The organism is Streptomyces sp. NPDC048295 (assembly GCF_040652135.1).
GTDB lineage: Bacteria > Actinomycetota > Actinomycetes > Streptomycetales > Streptomycetaceae > Streptomyces.
Window position 1 is genome coordinate 154,832 of record NZ_JBEZLL010000017.1, and the last position, 26,402, is coordinate 181,233.

General features: G+C 71.3%; 24 protein-coding genes, 1 pseudogene and 1 riboswitch. Of the genes and pseudogenes, 13 read left to right on the forward strand and 12 right to left on the reverse strand.

Going from position 1 to position 26,402, the window contains the following annotated elements:
- Positions 1 to 92 precede the first annotated feature (92 nt).
- Both cdgB and AB0D53_RS24895 read left to right on the forward strand, forming a co-directional pair.
- The gene (cdgB, locus tag AB0D53_RS24890) at positions 93 to 1,736 is read left to right on the forward strand and encodes a diguanylate cyclase CdgB (RefSeq protein ID WP_362450174.1); all 1,644 of its coding nucleotides are present in this window, start codon (positions 93 to 95) and stop codon (positions 1,734 to 1,736) included.
- A 152-nt stretch (positions 1,737 to 1,888) separates the two neighbouring features.
- Positions 1,889 to 2,851, forward strand: a complete 963-nt coding sequence (locus AB0D53_RS24895; protein ID WP_362450176.1) for a carbohydrate-binding protein — start codon at positions 1,889 to 1,891, stop codon at positions 2,849 to 2,851.
- 64 nt (positions 2,852 to 2,915) lie between these two features.
- Here AB0D53_RS24895 and AB0D53_RS24900 read toward each other — a convergent pair whose 3' ends face one another.
- The 5 genes and pseudogenes from AB0D53_RS24900 to AB0D53_RS24920 form a co-directional block, all read right to left on the reverse strand.
- Positions 2,916 to 3,779 (reverse strand): class II fructose-bisphosphate aldolase, encoded by an 864-nt coding sequence (locus AB0D53_RS24900; RefSeq protein WP_362450179.1) that lies wholly within the window; start codon positions 3,777 to 3,779, stop codon positions 2,916 to 2,918.
- 214 nt (positions 3,780 to 3,993) lie between these two features.
- The gene (locus tag AB0D53_RS24905; RefSeq protein ID WP_362450250.1) at positions 3,994 to 4,971 is read right to left on the reverse strand and encodes a 1-phosphofructokinase family hexose kinase; all 978 of its coding nucleotides are present in this window, start codon (positions 4,969 to 4,971) and stop codon (positions 3,994 to 3,996) included.
- Positions 4,972 to 5,141: 170 nt separating this feature from the next.
- Positions 5,142 to 6,296, reverse strand: a complete 1,155-nt coding sequence (gene nagA / locus AB0D53_RS24910; RefSeq protein WP_362450181.1) for an N-acetylglucosamine-6-phosphate deacetylase — start codon at positions 6,294 to 6,296, stop codon at positions 5,142 to 5,144.
- Positions 6,296 to 7,228 carry an ROK family protein gene (locus AB0D53_RS24915; protein ID WP_362450184.1) on the reverse strand — a complete coding sequence of 311 codons (933 nt, stop codon included), beginning with the start codon at positions 7,226 to 7,228 and terminating at the stop codon, positions 6,296 to 6,298. The genes nagA and AB0D53_RS24915 overlap by 1 nt, the downstream gene beginning before the upstream one ends.
- A 142-nt stretch (positions 7,229 to 7,370) precedes the next feature.
- Positions 7,371 to 7,988 (reverse strand): annotated as a pseudogene (locus AB0D53_RS24920) (sugar isomerase); the annotation flags it as partial.
- A gap of 276 nt (positions 7,989 to 8,264) precedes the next feature.
- Here AB0D53_RS24920 and AB0D53_RS24925 point away from each other — a divergent pair.
- The 3 genes from AB0D53_RS24925 (at position 8,265) to otsB (ending at position 10,739) form a co-directional block, all read left to right on the forward strand.
- On the forward strand, positions 8,265 to 9,482 hold the full coding sequence (locus AB0D53_RS24925; RefSeq protein ID WP_362450252.1) for an extracellular solute-binding protein: 1,218 nt from the start codon (positions 8,265 to 8,267) through the stop codon (positions 9,480 to 9,482).
- A gap of 51 nt (positions 9,483 to 9,533) precedes the next feature.
- The gene (locus tag AB0D53_RS24930; RefSeq protein WP_362450186.1) at positions 9,534 to 9,794 is read left to right on the forward strand and encodes a DUF3263 domain-containing protein; all 261 of its coding nucleotides are present in this window, start codon (positions 9,534 to 9,536) and stop codon (positions 9,792 to 9,794) included.
- Positions 9,795 to 9,881: 87 nt separating this feature from the next.
- Complete coding sequence (gene otsB, locus AB0D53_RS24935; RefSeq protein WP_362450188.1) at positions 9,882 to 10,739, forward strand: trehalose-phosphatase; 858 nt, start codon at positions 9,882 to 9,884, stop codon at positions 10,737 to 10,739.
- A 13-nt stretch (positions 10,740 to 10,752) separates the two neighbouring features.
- Here the strand turns inward: otsB and AB0D53_RS24940 are convergent, their stop codons facing one another.
- Positions 10,753 to 12,156: a trehalose-6-phosphate synthase gene (locus AB0D53_RS24940; protein ID WP_362450191.1), complete on the reverse strand. Its 1,404-nt coding sequence runs from the start codon at positions 12,154 to 12,156 to the stop codon at positions 10,753 to 10,755.
- Positions 12,157 to 12,200: 44 nt separating this feature from the next.
- Positions 12,201 to 13,184 carry a glucosyl-3-phosphoglycerate synthase gene (locus tag AB0D53_RS24945; RefSeq protein WP_362450193.1) on the reverse strand — a complete coding sequence of 328 codons (984 nt, stop codon included), beginning with the start codon at positions 13,182 to 13,184 and terminating at the stop codon, positions 12,201 to 12,203.
- A 154-nt stretch (positions 13,185 to 13,338) separates the two neighbouring features.
- Positions 13,339 to 13,465, forward strand: a riboswitch (SAM riboswitch).
- A gap of 17 nt (positions 13,466 to 13,482) precedes the next feature.
- Here AB0D53_RS24945 and thrC point away from each other — a divergent pair.
- The 4 genes from thrC to groL all read left to right on the forward strand — a co-directional run bounded on the left by thrC (position 13,483) and on the right by groL (position 17,705).
- Positions 13,483 to 14,793 (forward strand): threonine synthase, encoded by a 1,311-nt coding sequence (gene thrC, locus AB0D53_RS24950; protein WP_329818314.1) that lies wholly within the window; start codon positions 13,483 to 13,485, stop codon positions 14,791 to 14,793.
- 30 nt (positions 14,794 to 14,823) lie between these two features.
- Positions 14,824 to 15,102 (forward strand): MoaD/ThiS family protein, encoded by a 279-nt coding sequence (locus AB0D53_RS24955; RefSeq protein WP_072487929.1) that lies wholly within the window; start codon positions 14,824 to 14,826, stop codon positions 15,100 to 15,102.
- 421 nt (positions 15,103 to 15,523) lie between these two features.
- Positions 15,524 to 15,730, forward strand: coding sequence for a cold-shock protein (locus tag AB0D53_RS24960; RefSeq protein WP_003967346.1), 207 nt, complete (start codon positions 15,524 to 15,526; stop codon positions 15,728 to 15,730).
- A 352-nt stretch (positions 15,731 to 16,082) separates the two neighbouring features.
- Positions 16,083 to 17,705: a chaperonin GroEL gene (gene groL / locus AB0D53_RS24965; protein ID WP_072487928.1), complete on the forward strand. Its 1,623-nt coding sequence runs from the start codon at positions 16,083 to 16,085 to the stop codon at positions 17,703 to 17,705.
- A gap of 229 nt (positions 17,706 to 17,934) precedes the next feature.
- Here groL and AB0D53_RS24970 read toward each other — a convergent pair whose 3' ends face one another.
- Both AB0D53_RS24970 and AB0D53_RS24975 read right to left on the reverse strand, forming a co-directional pair.
- On the reverse strand, positions 17,935 to 19,176 hold the full coding sequence (locus AB0D53_RS24970; RefSeq protein WP_362450196.1) for a hypothetical protein: 1,242 nt from the start codon (positions 19,174 to 19,176) through the stop codon (positions 17,935 to 17,937).
- A 122-nt stretch (positions 19,177 to 19,298) separates the two neighbouring features.
- Positions 19,299 to 20,132, reverse strand: coding sequence for a hypothetical protein (locus AB0D53_RS24975; RefSeq protein ID WP_362450199.1), 834 nt, complete (start codon positions 20,130 to 20,132; stop codon positions 19,299 to 19,301).
- 472 nt (positions 20,133 to 20,604) lie between these two features.
- On the opposite strand from AB0D53_RS24975, the gene AB0D53_RS24980 reads away from it, so the two are divergent.
- Positions 20,605 to 21,327 (forward strand): GNAT family N-acetyltransferase, encoded by a 723-nt coding sequence (locus AB0D53_RS24980; protein WP_362450201.1) that lies wholly within the window; start codon positions 20,605 to 20,607, stop codon positions 21,325 to 21,327.
- 223 nt (positions 21,328 to 21,550) lie between these two features.
- Here AB0D53_RS24980 and AB0D53_RS24985 read toward each other — a convergent pair whose 3' ends face one another.
- Positions 21,551 to 21,769 carry a ferredoxin gene (locus tag AB0D53_RS24985; protein ID WP_362450204.1) on the reverse strand — a complete coding sequence of 73 codons (219 nt, stop codon included), beginning with the start codon at positions 21,767 to 21,769 and terminating at the stop codon, positions 21,551 to 21,553.
- A gap of 5 nt (positions 21,770 to 21,774) precedes the next feature.
- Positions 21,775 to 22,965 (reverse strand): cytochrome P450, encoded by a 1,191-nt coding sequence (locus AB0D53_RS24990; protein WP_362450206.1) that lies wholly within the window; start codon positions 22,963 to 22,965, stop codon positions 21,775 to 21,777.
- 112 nt (positions 22,966 to 23,077) lie between these two features.
- Here AB0D53_RS24990 and AB0D53_RS24995 point away from each other — a divergent pair, with 112 nt between their 5' ends.
- The gene (locus tag AB0D53_RS24995) at positions 23,078 to 23,680 is read left to right on the forward strand and encodes a TetR family transcriptional regulator (protein WP_362450209.1); all 603 of its coding nucleotides are present in this window, start codon (positions 23,078 to 23,080) and stop codon (positions 23,678 to 23,680) included.
- Between the two features lie 87 nt (positions 23,681 to 23,767).
- Here AB0D53_RS24995 and AB0D53_RS25000 read toward each other — a convergent pair whose 3' ends face one another.
- The gene (locus AB0D53_RS25000) at positions 23,768 to 25,378 is read right to left on the reverse strand and encodes an adenosine deaminase (protein ID WP_362450211.1); all 1,611 of its coding nucleotides are present in this window, start codon (positions 25,376 to 25,378) and stop codon (positions 23,768 to 23,770) included.
- Positions 25,379 to 25,690: 312 nt separating this feature from the next.
- On the opposite strand from AB0D53_RS25000, the gene AB0D53_RS25005 reads away from it, so the two are divergent.
- Both AB0D53_RS25005 and AB0D53_RS25010 read left to right on the forward strand, forming a co-directional pair.
- Entirely contained in the window at positions 25,691 to 25,939 is a 249-nt protein-coding gene (locus AB0D53_RS25005; protein ID WP_362450214.1) for a hypothetical protein, read from the forward strand.
- Complete coding sequence (locus tag AB0D53_RS25010) at positions 25,929 to 26,162, forward strand: hypothetical protein (protein WP_362450216.1); 234 nt, start codon at positions 25,929 to 25,931, stop codon at positions 26,160 to 26,162. Before AB0D53_RS25005 ends, AB0D53_RS25010 begins: the two co-directional genes overlap by 11 nt.
- Positions 26,163 to 26,402 lie beyond the last annotated feature (240 nt).

Below are 26,402 nucleotides of genomic sequence, written 5' to 3' on the forward strand. Positions count from 1 at the left end.
CACAGCTCACTGTGATTCAGTTGCCGTGACACTGCAGTAAGTACGTCGATATGAAACCTGGAGTGCTGTCGAGGTCTCGGGGAGTGCGAGCAATGGAGGCCGAGTCGGAGCCGTACGTCCGTCTAGCGACGATGCGGCAGCTGCATCAGGCCGTGGCCGATCTCAACACGGCGCGGAGCCTGGCCGACACACTGCAGACCGTGGCCGACGGAATCGTCACCGGTCTCGGCTACGAGCTGGCCTGCGTGAACCTGGTCCGCCCCGACGGTGATCTCGTGGTCGCCGCCTTCGCGGGCAACAGCGCGGCGGAAGCCCTGATCACCGGCCGGGTGGGCTCGCGCGCCTCCTGGGAGCGCCGGCTGACCATGGGACAGCCCTGGGACGAGCTCCGTTTCATACCCCACACCGACGGCTGGGTCCTCCTCGACGACGACGTACCGCAGTGGCACACCGACGGGCCCGACCCCCGTTTCGAGGACGAGTGGCACCCCCAGGACCGCCTCTACGCCCCGATGTACGCCTCCGGCGGCGGCGCCGATCTGCTGGGCGTCATCTCCGTGGACCGCCCGCGCAACGGCCGCCGCCCCGGCGCCTGGGGCCGAGAGGCCCTCCAGATGTACGCGTCACAGGCCGCCATTGCGATCAGCAACGCCCGGCTCCGAGCAAACATGCAGCGGGCGCTGGTCCGTCTGGAACGGGAACAGCAGGCGCTGCGGGCCAGCGAGGAGTCCTTCCGCCAGGCCTTCGAGTACGCGCCCAGCGGCATGGCCATCGCCGAGATGGGCGGCGACCAGCACGGCCGGCTGCTGCGCACCAACGACGCCCTGTGCCGGCTGCTCGGCAGGCCCGCGTCCGTGCTGCGCCGCTACTCCTTCGCCGACCTCGTCCACCCCGAGGACATCGGCACCCTGCTGCGCACCTCGGCCGAGGGCGGTCGCGCCGAGCTGCGGCTCGGGCGGCGCGACGGCACCTACCTCTGGGTCTCGCTGCGCAACTCCGTCGTCGCCGACACCGCGGACGGCCCCCGCTTCCTGCTCACCCACGTCGAGGACATAGAGGAGCGCAAGCGCCACGAGCTGCACCTCGCGCACCGGGCCTCGCACGACGCGCTCACCGGCCTGCCCAACAGCGCCGAACTGCGCTCCCGGCTGGGCGCCCGGCTCTGCGAGCGCCCGAACGCGGCGGCCACCACCCCGGTGGAGGCGCTGGACGCGGCCTACGGCGACCTCGACGACCCCGACGCGCGGACGCACGGCTACGAGGTCGACCCGGCACCCGGCGGCCCGTTCGACCACCATGTGCACGCCGTCGCCCCCGACACCGAGCACGACGACGGGGCGAAGGGGCTCGCGGTCCTCTTCTGCGACCTCGACGGCTTCAAGTCGATCAACGACCGCTTCGGCCACCACACCGGTGACGCGGTGCTGATCGAGGTCGCCCGCCGGCTCACCACCTGTGTCCGCGACGGCGACACCGTGGCCCGGCTCGGGGGTGACGAATTCGTCGTCCTCGCCGACGGGCTCGGCGACGCGGACGCCGCTGACCTGGCCGTACGCCTGCGCAACGCCATCATTCCGCCGATCCGGGTCGACGGCAGAGCGGTGCGGGTCGGGGCGAGCTTCGGCATCGGCTGGGCCGCCTGCGGCATGACCGCCGAAGAGGTGCTGCGCTCCGCCGACCAGCGGATGTACGTGGAGAAGCGGTCCCGCTCCAAGGTTCACCGCAGGGCCGGCTGACGTTCACGGCGGCGCCGCCCCCGCGCTCCGCCACCGGTCCACTACCCGCGACGGCAATTCTTGGGGTGGGCCGTTCGGGGTAGGCTCGGCCGGTCGGCCACGGCTGGCAATATTCGGCGACGGCTGGCGACATGGTGAGGAGTGACCCAGGGATGACGGCCGGGAACAACGGCGCAAACACGCCCGAGGACGACGATCCGTTCGGCTACCTGTACGAGGACGGACAGGCGGCAGGTGCCCAGCCGCCACGGCAGGGCGGCTACGGCTACCCCCCGGCGGCTCCGCAGCCCGGGGTGCCCCGGACCTCGTACAACCAGGTACGCACCGTCGGCGAGCGTCAGTACGGCCAGCAGGGGCCGCCGCAGGCGTACGGCCAGCAGCAGGCGTACGGCCAGCCGAACGCCCAGTACGCCGCCCCGGAGACGTACCCCGGAGGCACCGCGCAGATCCCGCAGCAGGGCGGCCGCGGCCGGTCCGGCGGCTCCTCCGGCAGCGGCGGCCCCAACACCAAGGGCCTGCTGATCGCCGCGGTCGCGGTGGTCCTGGTCGTGCTCATCGGCATCGGTGCCGCGCTGCTCACGGGCAACGACAAGGACAAGAAGAAGGAAGAGGCCACCTCCTCCGCCGGTCCCGGCGGCGAGGTCGAGGAGTCCCCGAAGCCCCAGCAGTCCGCCAGCTCCGAGGCCCCGGCCAAGCTGCCCAAGCAGGACGCGGCGACGCTGAAGCTCGGTGGCACGGCCCAGCTGGACAACACGACCAAGGGTGCGAAGAGCGCCAACGGCCAGTACATCAACCTCAACGAGGTCGGCAGGTCGGCGACCTGGTCGGTCGAGGTGCCGGAGGCCGGTCCGTACACGCTGTTCGTGACGTACGGCGTGCCGGGCAAGGACGCCAAGACGTCCCTCACGGTCAACTCCGAGGACCCCCGCGGCATCAACATGAAGAACTACGCCAATGCTCCCGAGGGCGACCTGGAGAAGGGCTGGACGACGACGTTCGCCTACGTCAACCTCAACAAGGGTGCGAACACCCTGATGATCTCCTGCAACGAGGGCGACCAGTGCGACGCCAACCTGGACCAGCTGTCGCTGAAGGCCGGTCAGCAGAAGCGCTGAGCGCATGACGAGAACGGTCCGGCCCCATCGCCCGAGCGAGGCGATGGGGCCGGACCGTTTCTGATCACGCGCCCGGCCGGCCCATCAGGGCCAGGAAGCCCGCCACCGTCGCGGCCATCGCCTCGCGGCCCGGGGCGATGTACTTCCTCGGGTCCACGCCCGTGGTGTTCTCGGCCAGGTACGCCCGCACCGCACCGGTGAACGCGGTGTTCAGGGCCGTGCCCACATTGATCTTGACCATGCCGGAGGAGGCGACGGCCCGGCGGATCTCCTCGTCCGGGACGCCGCTGGAGCCGTGCAGCACCAGCGGGACCGGGACGGCCTCCCGGAGCCGGCCGATCAGCTCGTGGTCCAGGGCGGCGGTGCGCTCCGTCATCGCGTGCGAGGAGCCGACGGCGACGGCCAGCGCGTCCACCCCGGTGTCGCGGACGTACGCGGCGGCCTCGGCCGGGTCCGTACGGACACCGGGGGCATGGGCGTCGAGCGGGGCCTCGCCCTCCTTGCCGCCGACCTTGCCGAGCTCGGCCTCGATCCAGATGCCGCGCTCGTGGCCCCAGGCCACCGCCTCGGCCGTGGTCCGCACGTTCTCCTCGTACGACAGCTTGGACGCGTCGAACATGACGGAGCCGAAGCCCTCGGTGTGCGCCTGGTGGAGCAGCTCCACGGACTCGACGTGGTCGAGGTGGAGGGCGAGCGGGGCACTGGACGCGCGGGCGACGGCGGCGGCCGCGGCGGCGATCGCACCGAGCCGTCCGCCGTGGAACTTCACGGCGTTCTCGGAGATCTGGAGGATGGCGGGGGCTCCGGCGCGCTCCGCGCCGGCCGCGATGGCCTCCGCGTGCTCCAGCGTGATGACATTGAAGGCGGCGATCCCGCGTGCCTCGGCCTGGGCGGCGGAGACGAGTTCACCGGTGTTGACGAGCGGCATGCTGACCTCTTGCTACTTCTTTCGGACCGGCGGACGGGCCGGTCCGGGACGGGCGCGGCCTCTCAGAGGCTGCCGGGTGAACGCCGACCGGAAGGCGGACGCGGCCCGGTGCGTGCGATTCCAGGGCGCCGGGATGTCCTCGTGGCAGAGCCACCAGGGCATCCCGGCAAGCCCGGGACACGCGCGTGCCGGGGCGTGGCCATCCGGTCGGAGGTCACCCGGCAGTCTCCCGGGCCGCCGGTGGGTGTTCCTCGACGCCGACGCGCGGCAGCAGCTCCTCGTACGCCGCGCGGTCGAAGTCACCGGCCGTCGGGGAGAGCACGGTCGCCGTCGACAGTGCCACCGCCCGCCGCAGCCGGTCCGGCCAGCTCAGCCCCTCGACGAGGCCGGACAGCAGCCCGGCCACCGCGGAGTCGCCCGCACCGGTCGGATTGCCCAGGACCTTGGCGGGCGGCTTCGCCTGCCAGGTGCCGTCGGGGGTGACCGCCAGCATGCCGTCCGGTCCCAGCGAGGCGATGACTCCGTGGGCGCCGCGGCGGCGGGCGTCGCGGGTGGCGCGCATCGGTTCCCGGGAACCGGTGAGCTGGGCGAGTTCGTCGGCGTTCGGCTTGATCAGGTCGGGGCGGGCGGCGATGCCGCGGCGCAGTGGTTCGCCGCTGGTGTCCAGGAGCACGGGGACACCGGCGGCGCGGGCCGCGCGGACCAGTTCGGCGTAGGCGCCGACGTGGATGCCGGGCGGCAGGCTGCCGCAGAGCGCGACGGCGTCGGCCCCGGCCAGGAGCTCCTCGTACCGGCCGAGGAGGGCGGTCCACTCGTCGGCGGTGACGAGCGGGCCGGGTTCGTTGAGCTGGGTGGTGTCGCCGGTCGCCCGGTCGACGACGGCGATGGTGCGGCGGGTGTTCCCGACGACGGTGACGAGGGCGTCGGTGACCGGCGCGGGGGCCGTTGCGGGCGCGGGGGCGTCCGTGGGCGGGCCGGCCAGCAGTTCGCGGAGCACCGCCCCGGTGGAGCCTCCGGCGAAGCCGGTGACCACCGTCTCGTGGCCGAGGGCGGAGAGCACCCGGGCCACGTTGAGTCCCTTGCCGCCGGGTCGCTCGGACATGTCGCTGACGCGGTGGCTGGCGTGCGGGACGAGTTCCGGGACGCCGTACGTCAGGTCGAGTGCCGTATTCAGTGTGACCGTGAGGATCACCGCGGCCGCTCCCTCGATCCCTGCTCCCAAGCGCGAGACCGTGGATGGAATGCGCTTTCTCCAGCTGTTTTCCAGGCGATCATGCCAAAAAGGAGGCGGTCGGCCCAGACCTCCGGACCAACCGCCGTCTCTTCGTTACGTATTCGACTCACTGTCAATAATGGGGCAGATCAGCCGATCCGGGGCTCTTTGACCCATTCGCCCTTGCGCATGACGCCCTTGAGCGCGAAGTCCTCGTCCAGGACCACCAGGTCCGCGTCCTTGCCCGGTTCCAGCGAGCCGACCCGGTCGTACACGCCGAGCAGCCGGGCCGGGTTGGCGGAGATGGACTGCACCACGTCGCCGACCGGGATCCGGTCGATGGTCACGGCCCGGTGGAAGGCGGTGTCCAGGGTGAGCGTGGAGCCCGCGATCGAGTTGCCCTCGACCAGCCGCGCGACGCCGTCCTTGACCTCGACCGCGAGCGGGCCGAGCTGGTACAGGCCGTCGCCGAAGCCGGCCGCGTCCATGGCGTCGGTGATCAGCGCGACGCGGTGGGCGCCCGCGTGGTGGTAGGCCAGCTGCAGTGCCGCGGGGTGCAGATGCGTGCCGTCGTTGATCAGCTCGACGGTGATCCGCTCGTCCTCCAGCAGCGCGGCGATCGGGCCGGGCTCGCGGTGGGCGAGCGGCGGCATCGCGTTGAAGAGGTGCGTGGCGACGGTGGCGCCCGCGTCGATCGCCTCGACGGTCTGCTCGTACGTGGCGTCGGTGTGCCCGATCGCGGCGATGACGCCGTGCTCGGCGAGCAGCCGCACCGAGTCGATGCCGCCCGGCAGTTCGGTGGCGAGCGTGAACATCTTCGCGGTGCCGCGCGCCGCGTCCATCAGCTTGCGGACCTCGGCCGGGTCCGGGTGGCGCAGCAGGTCCTCGCTGTGCGCGCCCTTGCGGCACGGCGAGATGAACGGGCCCTCGAAGTGGATGCCGGCCAGTTCGCCCTGCTCCACCAGCTCGGACAGGACACCGGCCCGGTGGGCGAGGAAGTCCATCTCGCCGGTGACGGTGGAGGCGACCAGCGTGGTGGTGCCGTGCTCGCGGTGGGTGCGGATGCCGGTGAGGACCTCGTCCACGGTGCCGGAGGTGAACGAGGCGCCGCCGCCGCCGTGGTTGTGCATGTCGACGAAGCCGGGGACCACCCAGTGGCCGCTCAGGTCGAGGGTCCGGGCATCCTCGGCCGCGCTGCCCACGATCCGGGTGCCTTCGACGATCACCCGGCCGTTCTCGACGGTCCCGGTGGGAAGCACCACCCGGGCACCTGCGAGAACTGTGCTGTCTGCGCGTCCGGCCATCAGGCGGATACCTCCGTGGAGAGAAGATCCCAGGCGAGCAGCCCTGCGCCCAGGCATCCGGCGGTGTCCCCGAGGGCCGCCGGGGCGATGTGGGGCAGCTTCTGGAACGTGACGCGTTCCTCGACGGCCGCACGGAGTGGTGTGAACAAGGTTTCCCCGGCCTCGGCGAGCCCGCCACCGATGATGAGGGTGCGCGGGTCGAGCAGCGTCAGCGCGGTGACCAGTCCGGCGGCGAGCGCGTCCACCGCGTTCCGCCAGACCTCCACCGCCGCCGGGTCGCCGGACTCGACGGCCTTCGCGCAGTCCGCGGCGTCCGCCTCGGGGTCGCCGGACGCGGCGGCCCAGGCGCGGCTGACGGCGGAGGCGGAGGCCAGGGTCTCCAGGCAGCCGCGCTGCCCGCAGCTGCAGTCCGGCCCGTCCGGCCGGACCACGATGTGCCCGATCTCGCCCGCGTAGCCGTGCGCGCCCGCCTCGATCGTGCCCGCGATGCCGATGGCCCCGGCGATGCCGGTGCCCAGCGGTACGAAGAGGAAGCGGTCGGCGCCCTTGCCCGCGCCGATCCGGCCCTCGGCGAGCCCGCCGGTGCGTACGTCGTGGCCGAGCGCTACGGGAACACCGCCGAGCCGGTCGCCGAGCAGTTGCCGCATGGGCACGTCGCGCCAGCCCAGGTTCGAGGCGTAGACCGCGATCCCGTTCTCGGCGTCGACGATGCCGGGCACGGCGACACCGGCCGCGACGGCGCTCTCGCCGAGGTGCTCCTCGCCGTACGCCCGCAGGTCGGCGGCGAAGTCGAGGATCGACTCCACGACGGCCTCGGCGCCGCGCTCTCTGCCCGTCGCCCGCCGCGCCTCGTACAGCAGGGCGCCGTCGGCCCCGACCAGTGCGGCCTTCATTCCGGTGCCGCCCACATCGAGGGCGATGACGTGTTTCACGGGGAACAGTTTCGCCCGAGGAGGCAAAAAGGTCTAGTCCACTATCCCGGTTTGTTGCGGATCCATACAAAATCCCGGCAATGAGACGCGCGGCACGTGGACGGCGTGCCGACGGCGCGGGAACCGGCCGTCCCCGGACGCCTCAGGGCGAAAGGATCACGCTGCGCGAGAGGTTGCGCGGGTGGTCCGGGTCGTACCCCTTCGACTCCGCCGGCTCCACCGCCAGCCGCTGCGCCCGGATCGGATCCGCCATCGGGTCCGCCGTGGCGTGCGCGACCAGCGTCCCGCCCACCCGCGCCACATCGCCGGCCGGCCCCTCCGGCAGCGGGCCGAACACCCATGCCACCCGGTGCGGCCCGGTGATCGAGACCGGACCGTGGCGGTACTCCATGGCCGGGTACGACTCCGTCCGGGCGCCCGCCGCCTCGCGCATCTTCAGCGCGGCCTCCTGCGCCGGCCCGTACGCCCAGCCGCGCCCCGGGGCCGTCCACTGCTCGGCCGCGACCACCGCCTCGTCCAGCGGCTCCGTCACCGCGAGCTCCGCGTCCACCGCGGCGGCCGCGACCGTCTTCACCCCGGCCGGAAGCGGGCCGGACGCCTCCAGGCCGGCCCGCAGAAAGGCCGGCGCGGTGGTGGCGAACCGGGTCCGGACGACCGACTCCTCGTCCGCCCGGTCCAGCACGGCCACCGCGTCGGCGGCGTCCTTCACCGGCGTTGCCGGGCCGGCGGTCAGCGCCACGGTGGCGACCTTGCCGCGCAGCCCGAGCGGACCACAGCGCACCCGCACCTGAACGTACTTGGCAGTAGGGGCAGTTCGGGGGTAATGCTCTCAGGCGCGCGGTGCCGGGCACCGGCCGGTTGCGTTGCGAAAGCGATACCGCTCTGGTGTAGACCATCGGCAACGGCCTGGGGCAGGATCGCACCTCGTTCGACGGCCCCACGACGGCGTGGCGGCACGGATGACGCGACGGATGAGGACGGTCTGGCTGTGCAGCTGCGCTACCGGGTACTGACCGCGGCCGTGACCGCACTGGGCATGACGGCGACACTGGCGGGCTGCGGCGGTGACAGCGGCTCGGGGGACGTCACGCTCAGGCTCGTCGCCGCCGACTACGGCACCGGCCCGGCCAACAGCTCCCGGAAGTACTGGGACGGGCTCGTCAAGGGCTTCGAGGCGACCCACCCCGGAATCAAGGTCGACGTCAGCGTCCACTCGTGGAAGGACATCGACCGCGAGGTCGCCGCGCTGGTGAAGAAGGGGCAGGCCCCCGACATCGCCCAGATCGGCTCGTACGCCGACTACGCCAAGGCCGGCAAGCTCTACCGGGCCGACGAGGTGCTGTCCATCCGCACCCAGGCCAACTTCCTGCCGTCCCTCGCCGAGGCGGGCAGCGTGGACCGCACCCAGTACGGACTCCCGTTCGTCGCCAGCACCCGGCTGCTCTTCTACAACAAGAAGTACTTCGCGCAGGCGGGCCTCGACGCCCCGCGGACCTGGGACGACATACGCGATGACGCGGCGGTGCTCGGACAGCGCGGCGTGACCTACCCGTTCGCGCTGCCGCTCGGCCCCGAGGAGTCCCAGGCCGAGACCATGATGTGGCTGCTCGGCGGGGGCGGCGGCTACATCGACGACAGCGGTTCGTACGAGATCGACTCGGACGAGAACATCAGGACCTTCGACTGGCTGAAGACGAACCTGGTCGACAAGGGCCTCGTCGGCCCCACCGCCCCCGGGGAGCTCGACCGCCAGAAGGCGTTCGACGCGTTCACCGACGGCCGGGTCGGCATGTTGAACGGTCACCCGACACTGATGCAGGAGGCCGAGCGCAAGGGCGTCTCCGTCGGCATGGTCCCGATGCCCGGCATCGGCGGTCCCGGCAAGAACTCGCTGGGCGTGGCCGACTGGATCATGGGCTTCAAGCAGCAGGGCCACCGCGTGCAGCTGCGCAAGTTCTTCGACTACCTGTTCACCGACCGGAACGTCATCGACTTCGCCGACGAGTACGACCTGCTCCCGGTCACCGACAGCGCCTCCGCGGCCATGGAGTCCGACACCAGGTACAAGCCGCTGTGGAAGTTCCTGGCCGCGCTGCCGGACTCGCAGTTCTACCCGTACGGCAAGACGTCCTGGGCCCGGTCCAGCGAGTCGATCAAGGAGAACATCGGCAGGGCGGTCGAGCCGAACGGCAGCCCCAGGAGCGTCCTGGGGAAGATCGCGCGCGATTCGGCCGCGGCGGCCGCGGCGGACTAGGAGCCGTTCCGGCGGATGGCGGTCCCGCGGACGGGCGATAGGTTGGCTGATATGACCGCCCCCACGCATGGCCCCGACGACGAACCGGACGGCCTCGGCGACCGCGACCGCGCCGTGCTCGCCGTCGAACGGCAGTCGTGGTCCGGGCCCGGGGCGAAGGAGCGGGCGATCCGCGAGCAGCTGGGCATCTCGCCCACGCGCTACTACCAGCTCCTGAACGCCCTGATCGACGACCGCCGCGCCCTGGCGGAGGACCCGGTGACGGTCAACCGCCTGCGCCGGGTGAGGGACGCGAAACGCGGACGCCGCTGAGCGCCGGACGCGGAAGCCACTGAGCGCCGGACCAAGCCCTCCGCCACACCCGCCCCCAACTCCCCGCCCCGGCTATAGGCTCCCCCCATGGGCAGCAACCCCGAAGCAGCCGAGCTCCCGACTCCCACCACGCGACCCGGCCGTGAGGCCCTCGCCGCGATCCTGGCGCGCCCCGACCGCGCCGTCATCGCGCTCGACTTCGACGGCACCCTCGCCGACATCGTCCCGGACCCGGAACAGGCCCGCGCCCACCCCGGCGCCGTCGAGGCCCTCGCCGCACTCGCCCCGGAAGTGGCCTCCATCGCCGTGATCACCGGCCGCCCGGCCGGCGTCGCGGTCCGGCACGGCGGCTTCGCCGGAGTGCCCGGCCTCGACCACCTCGTCGTCCTCGGCCACTATGGGGCCGAACGCTGGGACGCCGTGTCCGGCACCGTCCACGCCCCCGCCCCGCACCCCGGCATCGCCGCGGCCCGCGCCGAACTCCCGGGCGTGCTGGACCGGTCCGGCTCGTGGCACGGCACCTGGACCGAGGAGAAGGGCCGGGCGATCGCCGTCCACACCCGCCGGGCCGCCGACCCGCAGGCCGCGTTCGAGGCGCTCGGCACCCCCCTCGGCGAACTCGCCGCCCGGCACGGACTGATCGTGGAGCCGGGCCGGCTGGTCCTGGAGCTGCGCCCGCCCGGCATGGACAAGGGCGTGGCACTCGCCCAGTACCTGCGCGAGACGGACGCCGAGTCCGTGCTGTACGCGGGCGACGACCTCGGCGACCTCGCCGCGTACGCCGCGGTGGAGAAGCTCCGCGCCGAGGGCCCCGACGGCATCCCCGGCCTGCTGGTCTGCAGCGGCAGCGCGGAGGTGCCCGAACTGGCCGAACGCGCCGACCTGCTGCTCGGCGGACCGGGCGACGTCGTCGCCTTCCTGGCGGCCCTGGCCCGGCGGATCTGACCGGCCCGGCGGCTCACTCCCGCCGCAGCGCGTCCAGCTGGTCCAGGAACCACTGCTGCGGCGGCAGCGCGACCGCCGCCGCGGCCAGGCGTCCCGTGCGCGCGGCCCGTTCGTCCTCCGCCATCGTCAGCGCCTCGTGCAGCGCCGCCGCCGTCGCGGAGACGTCGTACGGATTCACCACGACCGCGTCGCCGCCCAGTTCCTCGTACGCCCCCGCCTCCCGCGACAGCACCAGCGCGCAGCCGTGGTCGGAGACGACCGGGATCTCCTTGGCGACCAGGTTCATGCCGTCCCGGATCGGGTTGACGAGCGCCACGTCGGCCAGCCGGTACGCGGCGAGCGAGCGGGCGAAGTCGTCCTTGACGTGCAGCACGACCGGCGTCCAGCCCTGCGTGCCGTACACGGCGTTGATCTCGTCGGCGACCCGCCGCACCTCGGCCGTGTAGTCCCGGTACACCGCGAGGTCCTGCCGGGAGGGGTAGGCGAAGGCGACATGGACGACGCGCTCGCGCCACTCGGGCCGCTCGTCCAGGAGCGCGCGGTACGCGAGCAGCCCGCGCACGATGTTCTTGGACAGTTCCGTCCGGTCCACCCGCACGATCGTCCTCCGGCCGGGGCCGGTCTGCTCGCGCAGTGCCGCCATCCGCTCGTCCACGTCCGCCTCGTGCGCCCGCCGGCGCAGGAAGTCCGCGTCCGCGCCGAGCCCGTGCACCCCGATCCTGGTCCGCCCGGTGCCGCCCAGGATCCGGGTGCAGCAGCCGATGAACGCGTCCGCCCAGCGCCGGGTCAGGAACGCCGCCCGGTCCGCGCCCAGGATGCCGTGCAGCAGCTGTTCGGCGATGTCGTCGGGGAGCAGCCGGAAGTAGTCGACGGGCGCCCACGGGGTGTGCGAGAAGTGGCCGATGCGCAGATCGGGGCGGAGCTCGCGGAGCATGCCCGGCACCAGCGCCAGGTGGTAGTCCTGCACCAGCACCGCGGCGCCCTGCTCCGCCTCCTCGGCGAGCGCCTCGGCGAAGGCCCGGTTGTAGGTCTCGAACGACGCCCACTGCCGCCGGAACTCCGCGTCGAAGACCGGCTCCAGCGGTGTCTGGTACAGCATGTGGTGGACGAACCAGAGCACCGAGTTCGCGATGCCGTTGTACGCGTCGGCGTGGACGTCCGCGTCGATGTCGAGCATCCGCACGCCCGGCTCACCGACCCCGCGCCGGACCGCCTCCCGGTCCCCGTCACCGAGCGCGGCGCACACCCACAGCTTGTCGTCGACGGCGCTCAGCCCGGAGACGAGCCCGCCGCCTCCCCGCTTCGCGTCGAGCGATCCGTCCGTCCCCAGGGTGTACGACACCGGGCCGCGGTTGGAGGCGACGAGGACCTGGGCGGAGGGCCGGACAGCGGACTGGGCTTCGTGCTCGGAGACCATGTTGCGGAATCTAGCCCGATCACGAACCGCCCAAACGTGCGAAGTCAGGCCGCGCGGCGTGAAACGTACTCCTCGATCTCGCACATCGGGGGCCGCTCCTCGGTGTCCACGGCATGGGTGCGCGGTACGAAGCCGTTCTCGCCGCGCTCGAACTGGGTGAGCACCGGGCGTACCAGGTGCCCGCGGGACAGCCGCAGCTGCGCGGTCCGGTAGATCGCCGCCGCCATCCGGCCGAGCGCCTGCCCGTCCTGGTGCCGGTGCTTGCGCACCCCCACGTCGACCTGGGCCAGCGCGTCCAGCCCCACGGTGTGCAGCGCGTCGACCAGGAGGCCCAGCTCCACTCCGTAGCCGACGGGGAAGGGCAGCCGTTCGAGCAGGGAGCGGCGTACGGCGTACTCGCCGCCCAGCGGCTGGACGAAACCGGCCAGCCGCGGCCAGTGCAGATTGAGCAGCGGACGGGCCACCAGCTCGGTCACGCGACCGCCCTGGCCCGCTGTCCTGCCGGAGTCGGGCCCATCGGGATCGGTGCCGAACGGGCGGTCGTACATCGCCTTCACGAACTGCACGTCCGGGTCGGTCAGCAGCGGGCCGACGATGCCGGAGACGAAGTCCGCCGAGAAGTCCTTCAGGTCGGCGTCGACGAAGCACACGATGTCACCGCCGGTGACCAGGAGCGACCGCCACAGCACCTCGCCCTTGCCGGGCACGGCCGGTATCCGGGGGAGTATCGCGTCACGGTGCACCACCCGGGCGCCGGCCTCCCGGGCGACCCTCGCGGTGGCGTCGGTGGAACCGGAATCGATCACCACCAGCTCGTCGACCAGCCGGACCTTCTCCATCAGCTCGCGCCGGATCGTCGCGACGATCTCGCCGACCGTCGCCTCCTCGTTCAGTGCGGGCAGCACGACGCTGACGCTCCCGCGACCCGCTTCCCGGGCCGCGGCCCGGGCGGCCAGGAGGCGGTCCATCGGGCGGTCGGCGGCCGACCAGGAACGCCTGGCCAGCCAGCATTCGACCTCTTCCAGCACGGTCGATACTCCCCTGTATGTGATCCATCTCGCGGTTCGGACGACTATCTCAACAGTCCGGTGCTTCGGTTACAGTCTTGAACAACGCGGACGACCATCGCATGCCGGGGTCCGTCCGCCGATAAATGCCCGGATCGAAGATCCGGTGCCACAGCGCTCATCCAGAGGGACTGAGGGAACGGCCCGTTGAAGTCCCGGCAACCCCCCCACCGACCGTGAGGTCCGGTGAGGAAGGTGCCAATTCCGTCTCGTGGCGAAACGCGCCACGGGGAAGATGAGGAGAAAGGGCCTCGCCATCATGGCTGCGCAGACCGTTGCAGTAAGCACCAATTCTTCCGTCGACGCCGAAGCCGTCGACCTCGGTCCCGCCTCGGGCCTTTCCTGCCGCGAGTGCGGTGAGCGTTTCGAACTCGGCCCCATTTTCGCCTGCGCGTCCTGTTTCGGGCCGCTCGAAGTCGCGTACGACCTGCCGAGCGGCTCCCCCGAAGAGCTGAAGAAGCGCATCGAGGCCGGCCCGGCCAACATCTGGCGCTACGCCCCGCTGCTGCCGGTCCCCGCCGATGTCGCCGAGAAGCCGAACCTGAACCCCGGCTGGACCAAGCTCGTCCAGGCCGACAACCTCGCCCGTGAGCTCGGCGTCGAGCAGGGCAAGCTGTTCGTCAAGGACGACTCCGGCAACCCCACGCACTCCTTCAAGGACCGCGTCGTCGCCCAGGCCATCGAGGCCGCCCGCGCCTTCGGCTTCACCACCCTCTCCTGCTCCTCCACCGGCAACCTCGCCGGCGCCGTGGGCGCCGCCGCAGCCCGCGCCGGTTTCCGCTCCTGCGTGTTCATCCCGCACGACCTGGAGCAGGGCAAGGTCGTCATGGCCGCGGTGTACGGCGGTGAGCTGGTCGGCATCGAGGGCAACTACGACGACGTCAACCGCTTCTGCTCCGAGCTCATCGGCGACCCGCTCGGCGAGGGCTGGGGCTTCGTCAACGTCAACCTGCGCCCGTACTACGGCGAGGGCTCCAAGACCCTTGCGTACGAGATCTGCGAGCAGCTCGGCTGGCGGCTCCCGGACCAGCTGGTCATCCCGATCGCCTCCGGCTCGCAGTTCACCAAGATCGACAAGGGCCTCCAGGAGCTGATCAAGCTCGGCCTCGTCGAGGACAAGCCGTACAAGCTCTTCGGCGCCCAGGCCGAGGGCTGCTCGCCGGTCTCGGTCGCCTACAAGGGCGGGCACGACGTCGTCCGGCCGCAGAAGCCGAACACGATCGCCAAGTCCCTCGCCATCGGCAACCCGGCCGACGGCCCGTACGTCCTGGACATCGCCCGCCGCACCGGCGGCGCCGTGGAGGACGTGAACGACGAGCAGGTCGTCGACGCGATCAAGCTGCTGGCGCGCACCGAGGGCATCTTCGCCGAGACGGCGGGCGGTGTGACGGTCGGCGTGACGAAGAAGCTCATCGAGGCCGGTCTGATCGACCCGTCGCTGACCACCGTCGTACTCAACACGGGTGACGGCCTCAAGACCCTCGACGCGGTGGCCGACACCTCTCAGGCGACCGCGACGATCCGTCCGAGCCTGGACGCGTTCCGCGCCGCCGGCCTCGCCACCAGCTGATCACCCGAGACTTCAGGAAGGGCACCCACCATGAGCGTCAAGGTCCGCATCCCCACCATCCTCCGCACCTACACGGGCGGCCAGGCCGAGGTCCCGGCCGAGGGCTCGACCCTCTCCCAGGTCATCGAGTCCCTGGAGCAGAACCACCCGGGCATCGCCGCCCGCGTCCTGGACGACCAGGGCAAGCTGCGCCGCTTCGTGAACGTGTACGTCAACGACGACGACGTGCGCTTCGAGGGCGGTCTGGAGACGGCCACGCCGGACGGCGCCGGCATCTCGATCATCCCGGCCGTGGCCGGCGGCTGCTGACGCCCCGTCCGACCGCACCGCGTTATCGAATTGCCCCCTCCGCTTCAATCGCGGAGGGGGCAATTCTGCATGGTTGAGCGGGGTAGAGTGTGGGAAGTCCCCCCAGCTGCCCGTGCCGCCCGCATACGAGAATGCGCCCGGCCACGACAAGATGCAGCCAAAGTGCGCGATCCGCTTGAGGCATAAGTCGCCTTTGCCCGGCCCGACTTGCCCAGGATTCATATGAATTCCTCATATCCGGGCGTTCGGTTCTGCCGAGAATTCTCGTCCGATTGACCTGTTGCAGAGGGCAGTTGGGCAGATACATTCAGCCGCGGTCGACGCGTTCCGGCGCACACACCCTCTCCTGTCGGAGGGTGAGTTCTGACCCGGGTCCGCGAAGTGCGGTCCTGCGCAAGGGCCAGTAATAGGGGAGTTAGGCATGGCTCAGGGCACCGTCAAGTGGTTCAACGCGGAGAAGGGGTACGGCTTCATCGCGGTCGACGGTGGTGCGGATGTTTTCGTCCACTACAGCGCGATCCAGATGGACGGGTACCGCACCCTCGAAGAGGGTCAGCGAGTTGAATTCGAGATCTCGCAGGGCCAGAAGGGGCCGCAGGCAGACATGGTCAAGCTCGCCGTCGGCTGAGTTCGAGCGGTCGGCCAACCACACCACTCACGCATTGCACTCACGCACTGCACTCACGCACTGAGGGCCCGTACCCCGGGGGTACGGGCCCTCAGTGCGTCTCGCGCGTGCCCCGCCCGCGCTCCCGCGCGCCCCGGCGCGGTGTCCACATCGCGAGGGGGACGCTTGCACTCTCGGGGGTCGAGTGCTAATCATTGGCGTTAGCACTCTCCAGGTGAGAGTGACAGAACTTGGACCGGGCCGGTGAGGCCCGCAGGTCGGTGGGGCAAGGAACCACCGGTCACGCAGGCCGTCCGTCGCGGGCGCCACTCGGTCCGGAGAAATCCACCCCTGTCCGGGAGGACCACTTCACATGGCCAAGATCATCGCGTTCGACGAGGAGGCCCGGCGCGGTCTCGAGCGCGGCATGAACCAGCTCGCCGACGCCGTCAAGGTCACCCTTGGCCCCAAGGGTCGCAACGTCGTCCTTGAGAAGAAGTGGGGCGCCCCCACGATCACCAACGATGGTGTTTCCATCGCCAAGGAGATCGAGCTGGAGGACCCGTACGAGAAGATCGGTGCGGAGCTGGTCAAGGAGGTCGCCAAGAAGACGGACGACGTCGCCGGCGACGGTACGACCACCGCCACCGTTCTCGCCCAGGCTCTCGTCCGCGAGGGCCTGCGCAACGTCGCCGCGGGTGCCAACCCGATGGCTCTCAAGCGGGGCATCGAGAAGGCCGTCGAGGCCGTCTCCGCCGCCCTCCTGGAGCAGGCCAAGGACGTGGAGACCAAGGAGCAGATCGCTTCGACGGCCTCCATCTCCGCCGCCGACACCCAGATCGGCGAGCTCATCGCCGAGGCCATGGACAAGGTCGGCAAGGAAGGCGTCATCACCGTCGAGGAGTCCCAGACCTTCGGTCTGGAGCTGGAGCTCACCGAGGGTATGCGCTTCGACAAGGGCTACATCTCGGCGTACTTCGCCACCGACATGGAGCGCATGGAGTCGTCCCTCGACGACCCGTACATCCTGATCGTCAACTCCAAGGTCAGCAACGTGAAGGACCTCCTTCCGCTGCTGGAGAAGGTCATGCAGTCCGGCAAGCCGCTGCTGATCATCGCCGAGGACGTCGAGGGCGAGGCCCTGTCGACCCTGGTCGTCAACAAGATCCGTGGCACCTTCAAGTCCGTCGCCGTCAAGGCCCCGGGCTTCGGTGACCGCCGCAAGGCCATGCTCGGCGACATCGCCATCCTCACCGGTGGCACCGTCATCTCCGAGGAGGTCGGCCTCAAGCTGGAGAACGCCGGTCTCGACCTGCTCGGCCGCGCCCGCAAGGTCGTCATCACCAAGGACGAGACGACGATCGTCGACGGTGCCGGTGACAGCGACCAGGTCCAGGGCCGCGTCAACCAGATCCGCGCCGAGATCGAGAACTCCGACTCGGACTACGACCGCGAGAAGCTCCAGGAGCGCCTCGCGAAGCTGGCCGGCGGCGTGGCCGTCATCAAGGCCGGTGCCGCGACCGAGGTCGAGCTCAAGGAGCGCAAGCACCGCATCGAGGACGCGGTGCGCAACGCCAAGGCCGCCGTCGAGGAGGGCATCGTCGCCGGTGGTGGCGTGGCTCTGCTCCAGGCCTCGGCCGTCTTCGAGAAGCTGGAGCTCTCGGGTGACGAGGCGACCGGCGCCAACGCCGTCAAGCTGGCGCTGGAGGCCCCGCTCAAGCAGATCGCCGTCAACGGTGGTCTCGAGGGCGGCGTCGTCGTCGAGAAGGTGCGCAACCTGGCCGTCGGCCACGGTCTGAACGCCGCGACCGGCGAGTACGTCGACATGATCGCCGAGGGCATCCTCGACCCGGCGAAGGTCACGCGCTCCGCCCTGCAGAACGCCGCGTCCATCGCCGCGCTCTTCCTCACCACCGAGGCCGTCATCGCCGACAAGCCGGAGAAGGCCGCCGCGGCCGCTCCGGGCGGCATGCCGGGCGGTGACATGGACTTCTGATCCTGACGGATCGGCAGTTCCTGTACAGCTTTGCCGCGTCGGCCCCCTGGACCAGCTGGTCCAGGGGGCCGACGTCCTGCTGTGCGGACACCCTCTCCGGGAAGCGCTCCGAGGGCCCGTCCAGCAGCCGGCCGTCGTGCCCGAGGCTGCGGTTACGGCTGCGGTGGTGCGGGACGGCTGTCGCTTCGGGGCTCCCCGGTACGAGGGGGCGGGGAGCCGGGCGGCACGCCTACGGCAGGCGGTCGAGCAGCCAGGTGCAGAGTTCCTCCGTGACAAGGGTGTGTCCCTCGTTGCGGGAAGCGAGCTTGAACTCGTCGAGCCCGCTGTCCTCCGCCGGGAGCGAGGAGATGTCCGCGTACAGCTCCTCGTCCGTGTCCGGATCGCGGATGTCGACCGCGCTGACCGCCGGCACGAAGCAGTGCGACCGGATGCGTACGTCGGCCTTGAAGCCGAGGAACGGGTTCAGGGAGTTGAAGGCGTCGGCGAGGATGCCGAAGCCCTCCAGCGAGCCGCCGGGTGCGCCGTCGATCGACGGGAGCCCGTTCGTACGGACCTCGTTGGTCTTCAGCGTCACCACCCGCAGCGTCGCGGAGAGTTCGTCGCGGCCCGGTACCTGGGTGTAGAGCTTGGTCCCCAGGATCGACAGGCCCTTGCCCTCCAGGGCCAGTTCGCCCGCCCGCACATCGGTGCCGGTGCCGTCGGCCACGCCGTTGGCGACGCCGATCCGGCGGGGCCGCTGCGGCCACTCGCCGACGGCCGCCATCTCGGACAGGAAAGCGGCGCGTTCGTCGCTCTGGTCCGGCGCGTCGTCCCACTTCGCGATGTGCCGCCACAGCAGCTGGCGGGCGGCCGGGCTGTTGATCTGGTCCGAGAACCGGCTGTCGAGATCCTTGATGTAGTGCGCGAACGCCTGGAGCCCGACCGGGATCCAGGCGCCCCGGTGCGGGCTGTCGTACGAGAAGTACAGCGCCGTTCGATGGTCGATGCGGTCGGTCTCCATCCGGGCCAGCGCATGCCGGACGACGAGCCCGCCCATGCTGAACCCGCCGACGGCCAGCGGTGTGTCGCTCTCCTGCTCCGCGATCGCCCGCATGATCGCTTCCCGCGCGGTCCGGGAGTTGTCCAGAATCGACGCACTGCGCTCATGGAAGCCGAGAAGGACGACGTCGTGGCCACGGCGGCGCAGCTCGCTGATGAGCGCGTAGTCGCCGAACTCCATGATCTGCCAGGAGAATTCCAGCTCGCTCGGTCCCGAGCCGAAGCCGTCGGCGAGGATGACCGGCCGCACGAGACCGGTGTTCCCCTCGCCGTAGTAGACCCAGGCGGTGCCGCCGGGCAGGTCCCACACGGTGCTGGGCGGCAGCGGGAGTGATCCGGGCCGTTCGGCGTCCAGACGGGGACCGGGCGCCAGGGCGATGGGAGGCCGGTCGCGGAGCCCGGAAACGATCTGCTCGTGGGACGGTTCGGACATGGTTCGTTCCCCTTTGAGCCGTTTGATTACAATGCGCGCCAAGAAGAGCACGCAACGTAGCGCCCAGGCGTGGGAAGTGGATCAAACCACCCCCAGGTGGGAGCCGCTTTCGGACACCGGCCTCACGGGCACCCGGTGCGGCGTGGTGTGACGGATCGTCGCGCCAGCCCGGCCCGTACGTCGTTCATCCGCTCGCGTACGCCGTTCGACGGTACGGCTCCGTCGGGCCCGGAGGGTGTGGCGACCGCTTCGCCCCGGCACGGCCTGCACCGGCCGCCGATCAGGGCCTCCGCGCTGCCCGGCGAGCGGCATTCGCTGCATTCGAGCGTACGCAACACGGTGCGCCGTGGTGCCGGAGCGACCCGTTCGGGCGGCATCTTGTCGGCGAGCCGCCTGCGGACGAGGGCGGGTGCGTGATGGATGGGAGCGGGGAGCCCGTCGGTGAGGGCGTGCAGCAGCTCCGCCTCGGTGGCCCCGCGCTCGAACCACTCGCCGACCTGCGGTTCCAGCGCCGTGCAGTCGGCCGCCGACAGCGTGAGCGCGGGCGCGGTCCGGCCCAGTGCGGCGAGCAGTGCGAACGCGCGGGAACGGGTGGGGCGTCGGGGTTGTTCGGCCGGTACGTCGCCCCGGGTGAACGCCGCCCACCACTCGTCGTCCCGCGCGGTCCGGGAGAAGAACGTCCGGGTCACCCAGAGCAGCACCTCGTCGTTGGCGACACACTCGCTGCCGCGCCGCAGATGCCCGGCGTCCTGAAGGCGGTTGAGGGCGGTGCGCAGCGCGCACTGCCCGTACGGGAGGTGCTTGGCGAGCGTCTTCACGGAGATGTCGGAGCCTTCGGGCAGCCGGTCGATGTACGCGGCGATGGACGCCTCGCGAGCCGGAAGGTGCGCGAAATCCCGGTTGTCGCGGGGGAGTTGCGAGGGAGCGGACCGCTTGCCGTACCCCGGATTCGCCATCGGGTGCGGGGTCGGCGGTGTGGGCGGGGGTACGTGCGGCGTGCACGGGGCGGCACTAAACTGGCTGGCAGCCATCAGATCGCTCCTTGGTAAACGATCGAAGTGGTCAGGCCCCTGTTCTTGGTGTTCCAGCACCGGCAGGGGCCGTTCTGCGTCGTGGAGCGTCGCTCCGTATTCGGCACGCTAGAGCGTCGCCACCGTCGGTGGCAAGTCGGTCACGAAACGTCAACTCGCGGCTCGGGGTGGGCGGGTGGGAAGTGGCCCACCTCCCCTTCCTCGGAAAGAGCGCTCGGACTTCGCGGCTTGAGCCCCGGGTGGAACATCCCTGGTGAGAGGGGGCGCGCGCCTCAATCCCAATGCGCCGAGCGCGCTCCCGGTGCGCCGCTGCCGGCGGGGCGGATCGACTTCGGTGCCGGGCCGCCCGCATTGATTCCGAGTGCGTGCGCGTCCGTGCCCCTGGCAGGATCGGGTCATGTCCAACGATTCGTTGCTGGTCAGGGCCCAAGGCCTGTGGCAGGAACTGGCGTCCGCGCCGGTGTCGTTCGGGGCGGCGGGCGAGGTCTGCGTCGTGGCCTCTCCCGATTCGGGGCTCTGTCCACCCGGGTGGGTGGGCATCGTGCTCCTGGGCGGATCGGCCGTCGTCACCGCGCCGAGCGAGAAGTCGGCTGCCCGGATCCGCCGGGCCGTGGCCGAACTGCCTGCCGACAGGCTGACGGACCCGGAAGCGGTGGGGAAGGTGTTTCCGATCGGCGAGGTCCTCGGGCCCGCCGCGCTCGCCTATGCGTCGGCCGAGGGCTTCCGGCCGGTGGTACGTGCGGAGCCGTGTGTGGAGGAACTGCCGGCCGGCCATGCGGACCTGAGGGCCCTGGAGCAGGCCGCCGGGGCGCAGGACGCCGGAGAGGCGTCCCTCGGCGAGATCACCTCACCCGCGTTCGTCCTGCGGGCCGGCGGTGAGGTCGTCGCTGCTTCCGGGTATCGCGCATGGCCGGGCTCGACGGCTCACGTGAGCGTGCTGACCTCGCCCCCCTGGCGCGGGAAGGGCTTTGCCCGCGCGACCGGATCCGCCTCGGTCCGGCATGCGCTCGCACAGGACCTGCTGCCGCAGTGGCGGGCCCGCGTCCCCGCGTCGAGGAAAGCGGCGGTCGCGCTGGGGTTCGGCGAGCTCGGTTCCCAGCTCAGCATCCGGCCGGCCTGACCGGGGCGGTCTCGCGGGTGCTGCCGCTCCAGGAGGAACGCGCTGAACCCGCACGGAGCGAAGAACGCCATCAGGATCGCCGGACTCAGGTGAGGACCTGAAGCTCATCGCCCACGAGGCCGACGTCCACCGGGGCGGAATCGCCGCCGGCGACGCCGACCGGTTGTGGGTGCCCGGCCGCGCACCGGCCGACCGCCGAGCAACGCGGCCGGGCAGGGCGGGGTCAGTCCCGGCGGGGGCCGATCACGGTGTTTCCGTCGTGGACGGTGATCGCCAGGGCCGGGCAGATGTCGGCGGCGTCCAGGATCCGTTCGTCCGGCTCGACCGCGTCGGCCCGGGCGCGGGCGCGCTCGCCGTCCAGGGCGAACACCTCGGGGACGGTCCCCGCGCACATGCCCGACCCCTGGCAGAGCCGGGTGTCGACGCGTACGTTCCAGGTCATGGCGGTCACCACTCCACCGGCATGACGCGCGGGCCGCGTACCAGCATCTCGGACTTCCAGGTCACGTCGCCCGCCAGGCGCAGCTCCGGGAAGCGGGTGATGAGGGCGGACAGCGCCTCCTGGAGTTCCAGCCGGGCCAGCGGGGCGCCCAGGCAGTGGTGGACCCCGTGGCCGAATCCGAGGTGCTGGTTGCCCTCGCGGGCGATGTCGAGGACGCCCGGGGCGCCGAACCGCAGGGCGTCGCGGTTGGCCGCGCCCACGGCGACCAGGACCGGGCTGCCCGCGCGGACGAGGGTTCCGCCGACCTCGATGTCCTCGGTGGCGTAGCGCGGCTGACCGGCGCCGCTGCCCAGGGGCACGAAGCGGAGCAGCTCCTCCACCGCGTTCGGGACGAGCCCGGGTTCGGCCCTCAGCCGGGCCAGCTGGTCCGGGTGGTCGAGGAGGGTGAGGACGAAGTTGGGGATCTGGGAGGCGGTGGTCTCGTGCCCCGCCACCAGGATGCCCACGCACAGATCGACGAGTTCGAGCTCCGAGAGCCGGTCGCCGTCGTCGCGGGCCTCGATGAGCGCCGTCATCAGGTCGTCCCGGGGCGAGCGGCGGTGCTGTTCGATCAGCCCGGCCATGTAGGCGCGCAGTTCCTCGCGGCTCGCCTCGAACTCCTCGGCGGTGAGGGAGCTGGTCGACAGCGCGTCGTCGCTCCATACGCGAAAGCGCGGCCGGTCCTCGGTGGGTACGCCCAGCATCCGGCAGATGACGGCGACCGGCAGCGGCAGCGCGAACAGGTCGACCAGGTCGGCGGGCGGCCCGGCGGTCTCCATCTCGTCGAGGAGGCCGGCGGTCAGTTCCCGCACCTGGGGGCGGAGCTTCTCGATCTGGCGGACCGTGAACGCCTTGGCGACCAGGGAACGCAGCCGGGTGTGGTCCGGCGGGTCCATGCCGAGGATGCCCCCGTCGCGCTGTCCCTCGGACTGCCGGGGCTCGTCGTGCGAGGCGGCGGCGGCCCGGCTGAAGCGCTGGTCGCCGAGGACGAGCCGGGCGTCGGCGTAGCGGGTGACGAGCCAGGCCGGTTCGCCGTACGGCATCTGGACCCGTAACAGGCCCGGCTGTTCCCGTACCTGCTCGTAGGCCTCGGCGAGCTGGAGCCCGTCCGGGGTGTTGAAGGGATATGCGAGGGGTGCGATGTCTGTGGTCGTCACTGCGGCCTCCCGGATGTAAGCAGCTGCTTACAACGGTAGGAGCGGCCTTCGCGGGCAGTCAACGACGCTTTATGGCCGTTATCCTGACGGGCCGTTCGAGAGGAATGCCGCCATGGAGACCGCTTCCGCCCCGCCCCCCGAAGAGCGTCGCAGGGACGCCGCGGCCACCCGCCGCCGGTTGCTGGAGGCGGCCCGGGACCTGTTCGCGGAGCGGGGTTACGAGGGGGCGACGGTCCGGAGCATCGCGGCGCGGGCCGGGGTGAACCAGGCCCTGCTGTTCAGGTACTTCGGCTCGAAACGAGGTTTGCTGACGGAGGTCGTCGCGCTGGGCGGGCTGGAGCAGTTGCGGGCGACGCCGCCCGAGGAACTCTTCGAGACCGCCCTGCGTTCGATGCTGACCCGGAGCGCGGAGGGGACGGAGGACCGTTCCCTGGAGGTCTATCTGCGGTCGGTCGGGCGGGGCGACGAGGCGGCCGGAACCCTGCGGGAGCTGGGGGAGGAGTACCGGAGCGTGCTGGCCGGGCTCTCCGGCGCCCCGGACAGTGTGCTCCGTGCGGATCTCGCCATGGCCTGGCTGCTGGGGATCGGCCTGATGCGGACGGTCGTCGCGCGCGAACCCCTGGCCGGTGCCGATCCGGACGAGGTCTGCCGCCTCGTCCTCGGCACGCTCGGCCATCTATGGGCGGAGGCGGAGGCGGAGGAAGGTGGCGCGTAGCGGGCAGCAGGGTGGCGGAGCGGCAGAGACGCGGCCGGGTCCGGGGCCTGAGCCCCGGACCCGGCCGCATCGGCGGTCGTCGCGCACTCAGCGGTTGTCGCGTTCGAAGGCGGCGAACGCCGCCTCCTGGCGCCACTCGGTCGCCGCCTTCGGGTTGTCGGCGAGGTAGCGGGCACAGCGCGTGCTCGGCTGGTCGGTGCCCGGCCGGCTGCCCAGGCAGGCGGCGACCGGACGGTAGCCGGACGAGGCGGAACCGGTGGCCCACAGACTGCTGCCGTCGCGGAACGCGTACTCCAGCGAGGCGCGGGCCAGGTCCTTCAGCTCGACGTAGCGGAGACCGTAGGTCCTGGCCGCGTACTGGTACTCGTGGCTGATGTCGATACGGGAGACACCCGGGTCGTCGGTGGCCAGCACGATCGGGACGCCGTAGCGGCGGTAGGCGTTGAACGGGTGGTCGTCGCCGGCGATGCCGAGGATCTGCTTGTTGCTGGAGAACGGCACCTCGACGGCCACCTTGCGCTGCGCCATCGTCCGGGCCAGCTGCCGCCAGTCGTTCTCGTGGACCAGGTCCACGCCGTGGCCGATGCGCTCGGCTCCGGCGACGAGCACCGCCTCGCGGATGTGGAAGGTCAGGTCCTGAGGCTTGACCAGGCCGGGCGCCAGCTCACCGGCGTGCAGGGTGAGGTGGGAGTCCGGGTACTGGCCGCGCAGGTACTTCAGCATCCGCATCTGGAGGCTGTAGTCGGCCAGCGCGCTCTCGCCGTCCTCGGGCTGTACGAGGTTGACGGCGACGAACCTCGGGTCGCGCTCGGCCAGTCGCATGCCGACCGCCATCTGTGTGAACACCCGTACCGGGGAACTGCCGCGCGACACCTGGGAGATCCACCTGACGGGAAGCCTGCAGCCGGGGTCGGGGCGGTTCGTGCCGCAGTGCGCGGCCTCCCGGAACTGCGTGTCGGTGTCGTCGGCCTCCTTCACCGCCTCGTCCACCACCCGGTCGAGCTGTCCGCCGGCCAGGAGCTTGCGGTGGAGTGCGGCCAGGTCGGCGTCGTAACCCACCTTGTCGGCAAGCTTCTTGCCGCTGTCCGACGCGGGGGTGACCAGGGTCTCCAGATAGAACTGGTTCTGCTCGACCACGGTGTTGGCCACGTTGGCGAGCATCTTGCCGCGGGTGTACGCGGTGGCCAGGCCGAACTTGCCGAACGTGTCGAAGAAGTGGTCGTGCCCGGACTGGTCGGCCGGGAAGTCCTGCATGGACCAGGCCCGGACGATCCGCTGCCGGAACGCGGCGTCGTGCTGCGCGTCGATCGCGGGCCTGGTGCCCGGCCCGCACGGCGGCGCCACGGCCGTGTCCGTCGCGTCGATGCACAGCCCGTTCTCGCCCGCGAGCTTGATCAGGTACTCGGTGGTGACCGCACCCGACAGGTGGTTGTGGAGGTCGCCGCCCTTGGGCAGCGCCTTGAAGAATGCCTTCAGCTTCGCCGGCCTGCCCCGCAGCGAGTCCAGGCGCGCGGAGGTCCTGGCCTCGGCGGGAGTGACGGGACGGGACAGCGCGTGGGAGGCGGGCCGGGACGCCGGCTCCTTCGCGGGGGCGGCGGCGGCCGGGATCGCCGGAAGCAGAGTCAGTACGGCGAGCGCGCCGAACCCGGCCGTGCGCAGCGACTTGGGACGGTGTGCCGTCCGGAATGTTGAGATCACCGCCGAATGATTGCGTTCGCGGGGGTCATTCCTCACTCAAACCGTATGTATGGCCTGAAACCTCCACTCGTTCGAGCGATTCCCGCCCCCTCTTCTCTCCGGCCGGCGGGTGGGTGTCGCCCGCCGGCGCGTGCGGCGGGCGGGCGGGCGCGGCGGGGCCCCGGCGGCCGGGCGTTCTTGAAGTCGATCACCTTGGATGACAACTCCCTGTGACAGATGTGCGGTTGTTGGTTCTGCGCCTCTTCCTGGTCGGCGACGCGTTGGACACGCTGGGTATGCATTGTCATTACTCAGCGTGGAAAGGGATGAGCCATGACGATCAAGGAACGGCGCAGGACGGCGGAGAGCAGAGTGCGAGCGGCGGAGGATGTGGTGGCACGGCTGAAGGACGGATTCTCGGGTGTGGGGATCACGTTGCCGTCGTTGCGGATCGACCCGGTGTCCTGTGCGGGGAGCGACCCGATGTCGCCGTTGGTCGACCTCGGCCGGTGCAACCTCGACACGGCGTTGCGGCTGAGCGTGGTGCTGGAGAAGCAGGGGCAGGCCGGTCATGACGGGTGAGGGGCGTGAGCCGTGCGCTCCGGAACCGGGCTCGTTCGCGGTGGACACCCGGGACGGGCGGGTGGGGCGCGTGATGGGGAGCGTCGGGTCGTACGTGCAACTGCGGGCACCGGGGGGCGGGGCGGAGTGGGAATGCCCGCCAGAGTCGGTGCGCCCGGCTCCCCTGGGGGAGGTGCTGCGGGCCCGGGTCCGGGAGGTCAACAGGGAGGGGAGGCTGCCGTGAAGGCGTCGGGGCGCCAGGTGTGACCTGGCGCCGGGCGTACGGAAGGGCGACGCCCCGGTCGGGTGCCGCCCTTCGATCGGGCCGGTGAGGTCCGGTCGATGCTGTGTGTGGAGCAAGGACTTCGCGTACGGGCCCGAAGTCCGGGGGCAGCGGGCGAGGCCGGGCAGGGAGGGGCCGCCGGCCTCGTCGAGGCGCTCCTGACGACGGCTCGGGGCTCGTCGGGCGTCGCGCCTCTCACCG

Excerpts from the sequence above, each read along its gene's own strand:
- cdgB (WP_362450174.1), top strand. The coding sequence starts at position 93 with ATGGAGGCCGAGTCGGAGCCGTACGTCCGTCTAGCGACGATGCGGCAG.
- nagA (WP_362450181.1), bottom strand. The coding sequence starts at position 6,296 with ATGGCCGGACGCGCAGACAGCACAGTTCTCGCAGGTGCCCGGGTGGTG.
- AB0D53_RS25005 (WP_362450214.1), top strand. The coding sequence starts at position 25,691 with ATGACGATCAAGGAACGGCGCAGGACGGCGGAGAGCAGAGTGCGAGCG.
- AB0D53_RS24995 (WP_362450209.1), top strand. The coding sequence starts at position 23,078 with ATGGAGACCGCTTCCGCCCCGCCCCCCGAAGAGCGTCGCAGGGACGCC.
- AB0D53_RS24955 (WP_072487929.1), top strand. The coding sequence starts at position 14,824 with ATGAGCGTCAAGGTCCGCATCCCCACCATCCTCCGCACCTACACGGGC.
- thrC (WP_329818314.1), top strand. The coding sequence starts at position 13,483 with ATGGCTGCGCAGACCGTTGCAGTAAGCACCAATTCTTCCGTCGACGCC.
- AB0D53_RS24925 (WP_362450252.1), top strand. The coding sequence starts at position 8,265 with ATGACGGCGACACTGGCGGGCTGCGGCGGTGACAGCGGCTCGGGGGAC.
- AB0D53_RS24975 (WP_362450199.1), bottom strand. The coding sequence starts at position 20,132 with ATGGCGAATCCGGGGTACGGCAAGCGGTCCGCTCCCTCGCAACTCCCC.
- AB0D53_RS24940 (WP_362450191.1), bottom strand. The coding sequence starts at position 12,156 with ATGGTCTCCGAGCACGAAGCCCAGTCCGCTGTCCGGCCCTCCGCCCAG.
- AB0D53_RS24985 (WP_362450204.1), bottom strand. The coding sequence starts at position 21,769 with ATGACCTGGAACGTACGCGTCGACACCCGGCTCTGCCAGGGGTCGGGC.
- AB0D53_RS24900 (WP_362450179.1), bottom strand. The coding sequence starts at position 3,779 with ATGCCGCTCGTCAACACCGGTGAACTCGTCTCCGCCGCCCAGGCCGAG.
- AB0D53_RS24980 (WP_362450201.1), top strand. The coding sequence starts at position 20,605 with ATGTCCAACGATTCGTTGCTGGTCAGGGCCCAAGGCCTGTGGCAGGAA.
- otsB (WP_362450188.1), top strand. The coding sequence starts at position 9,882 with ATGGGCAGCAACCCCGAAGCAGCCGAGCTCCCGACTCCCACCACGCGA.
- AB0D53_RS24960 (WP_003967346.1), top strand. The coding sequence starts at position 15,524 with ATGGCTCAGGGCACCGTCAAGTGGTTCAACGCGGAGAAGGGGTACGGC.
- AB0D53_RS24930 (WP_362450186.1), top strand. The coding sequence starts at position 9,534 with ATGACCGCCCCCACGCATGGCCCCGACGACGAACCGGACGGCCTCGGC.
- AB0D53_RS24895 (WP_362450176.1), top strand. The coding sequence starts at position 1,889 with ATGACGGCCGGGAACAACGGCGCAAACACGCCCGAGGACGACGATCCG.
- groL (WP_072487928.1), top strand. The coding sequence starts at position 16,083 with ATGGCCAAGATCATCGCGTTCGACGAGGAGGCCCGGCGCGGTCTCGAG.
- AB0D53_RS25010 (WP_362450216.1), top strand. The coding sequence starts at position 25,929 with ATGACGGGTGAGGGGCGTGAGCCGTGCGCTCCGGAACCGGGCTCGTTC.
- AB0D53_RS24970 (WP_362450196.1), bottom strand. The coding sequence starts at position 19,176 with ATGTCCGAACCGTCCCACGAGCAGATCGTTTCCGGGCTCCGCGACCGG.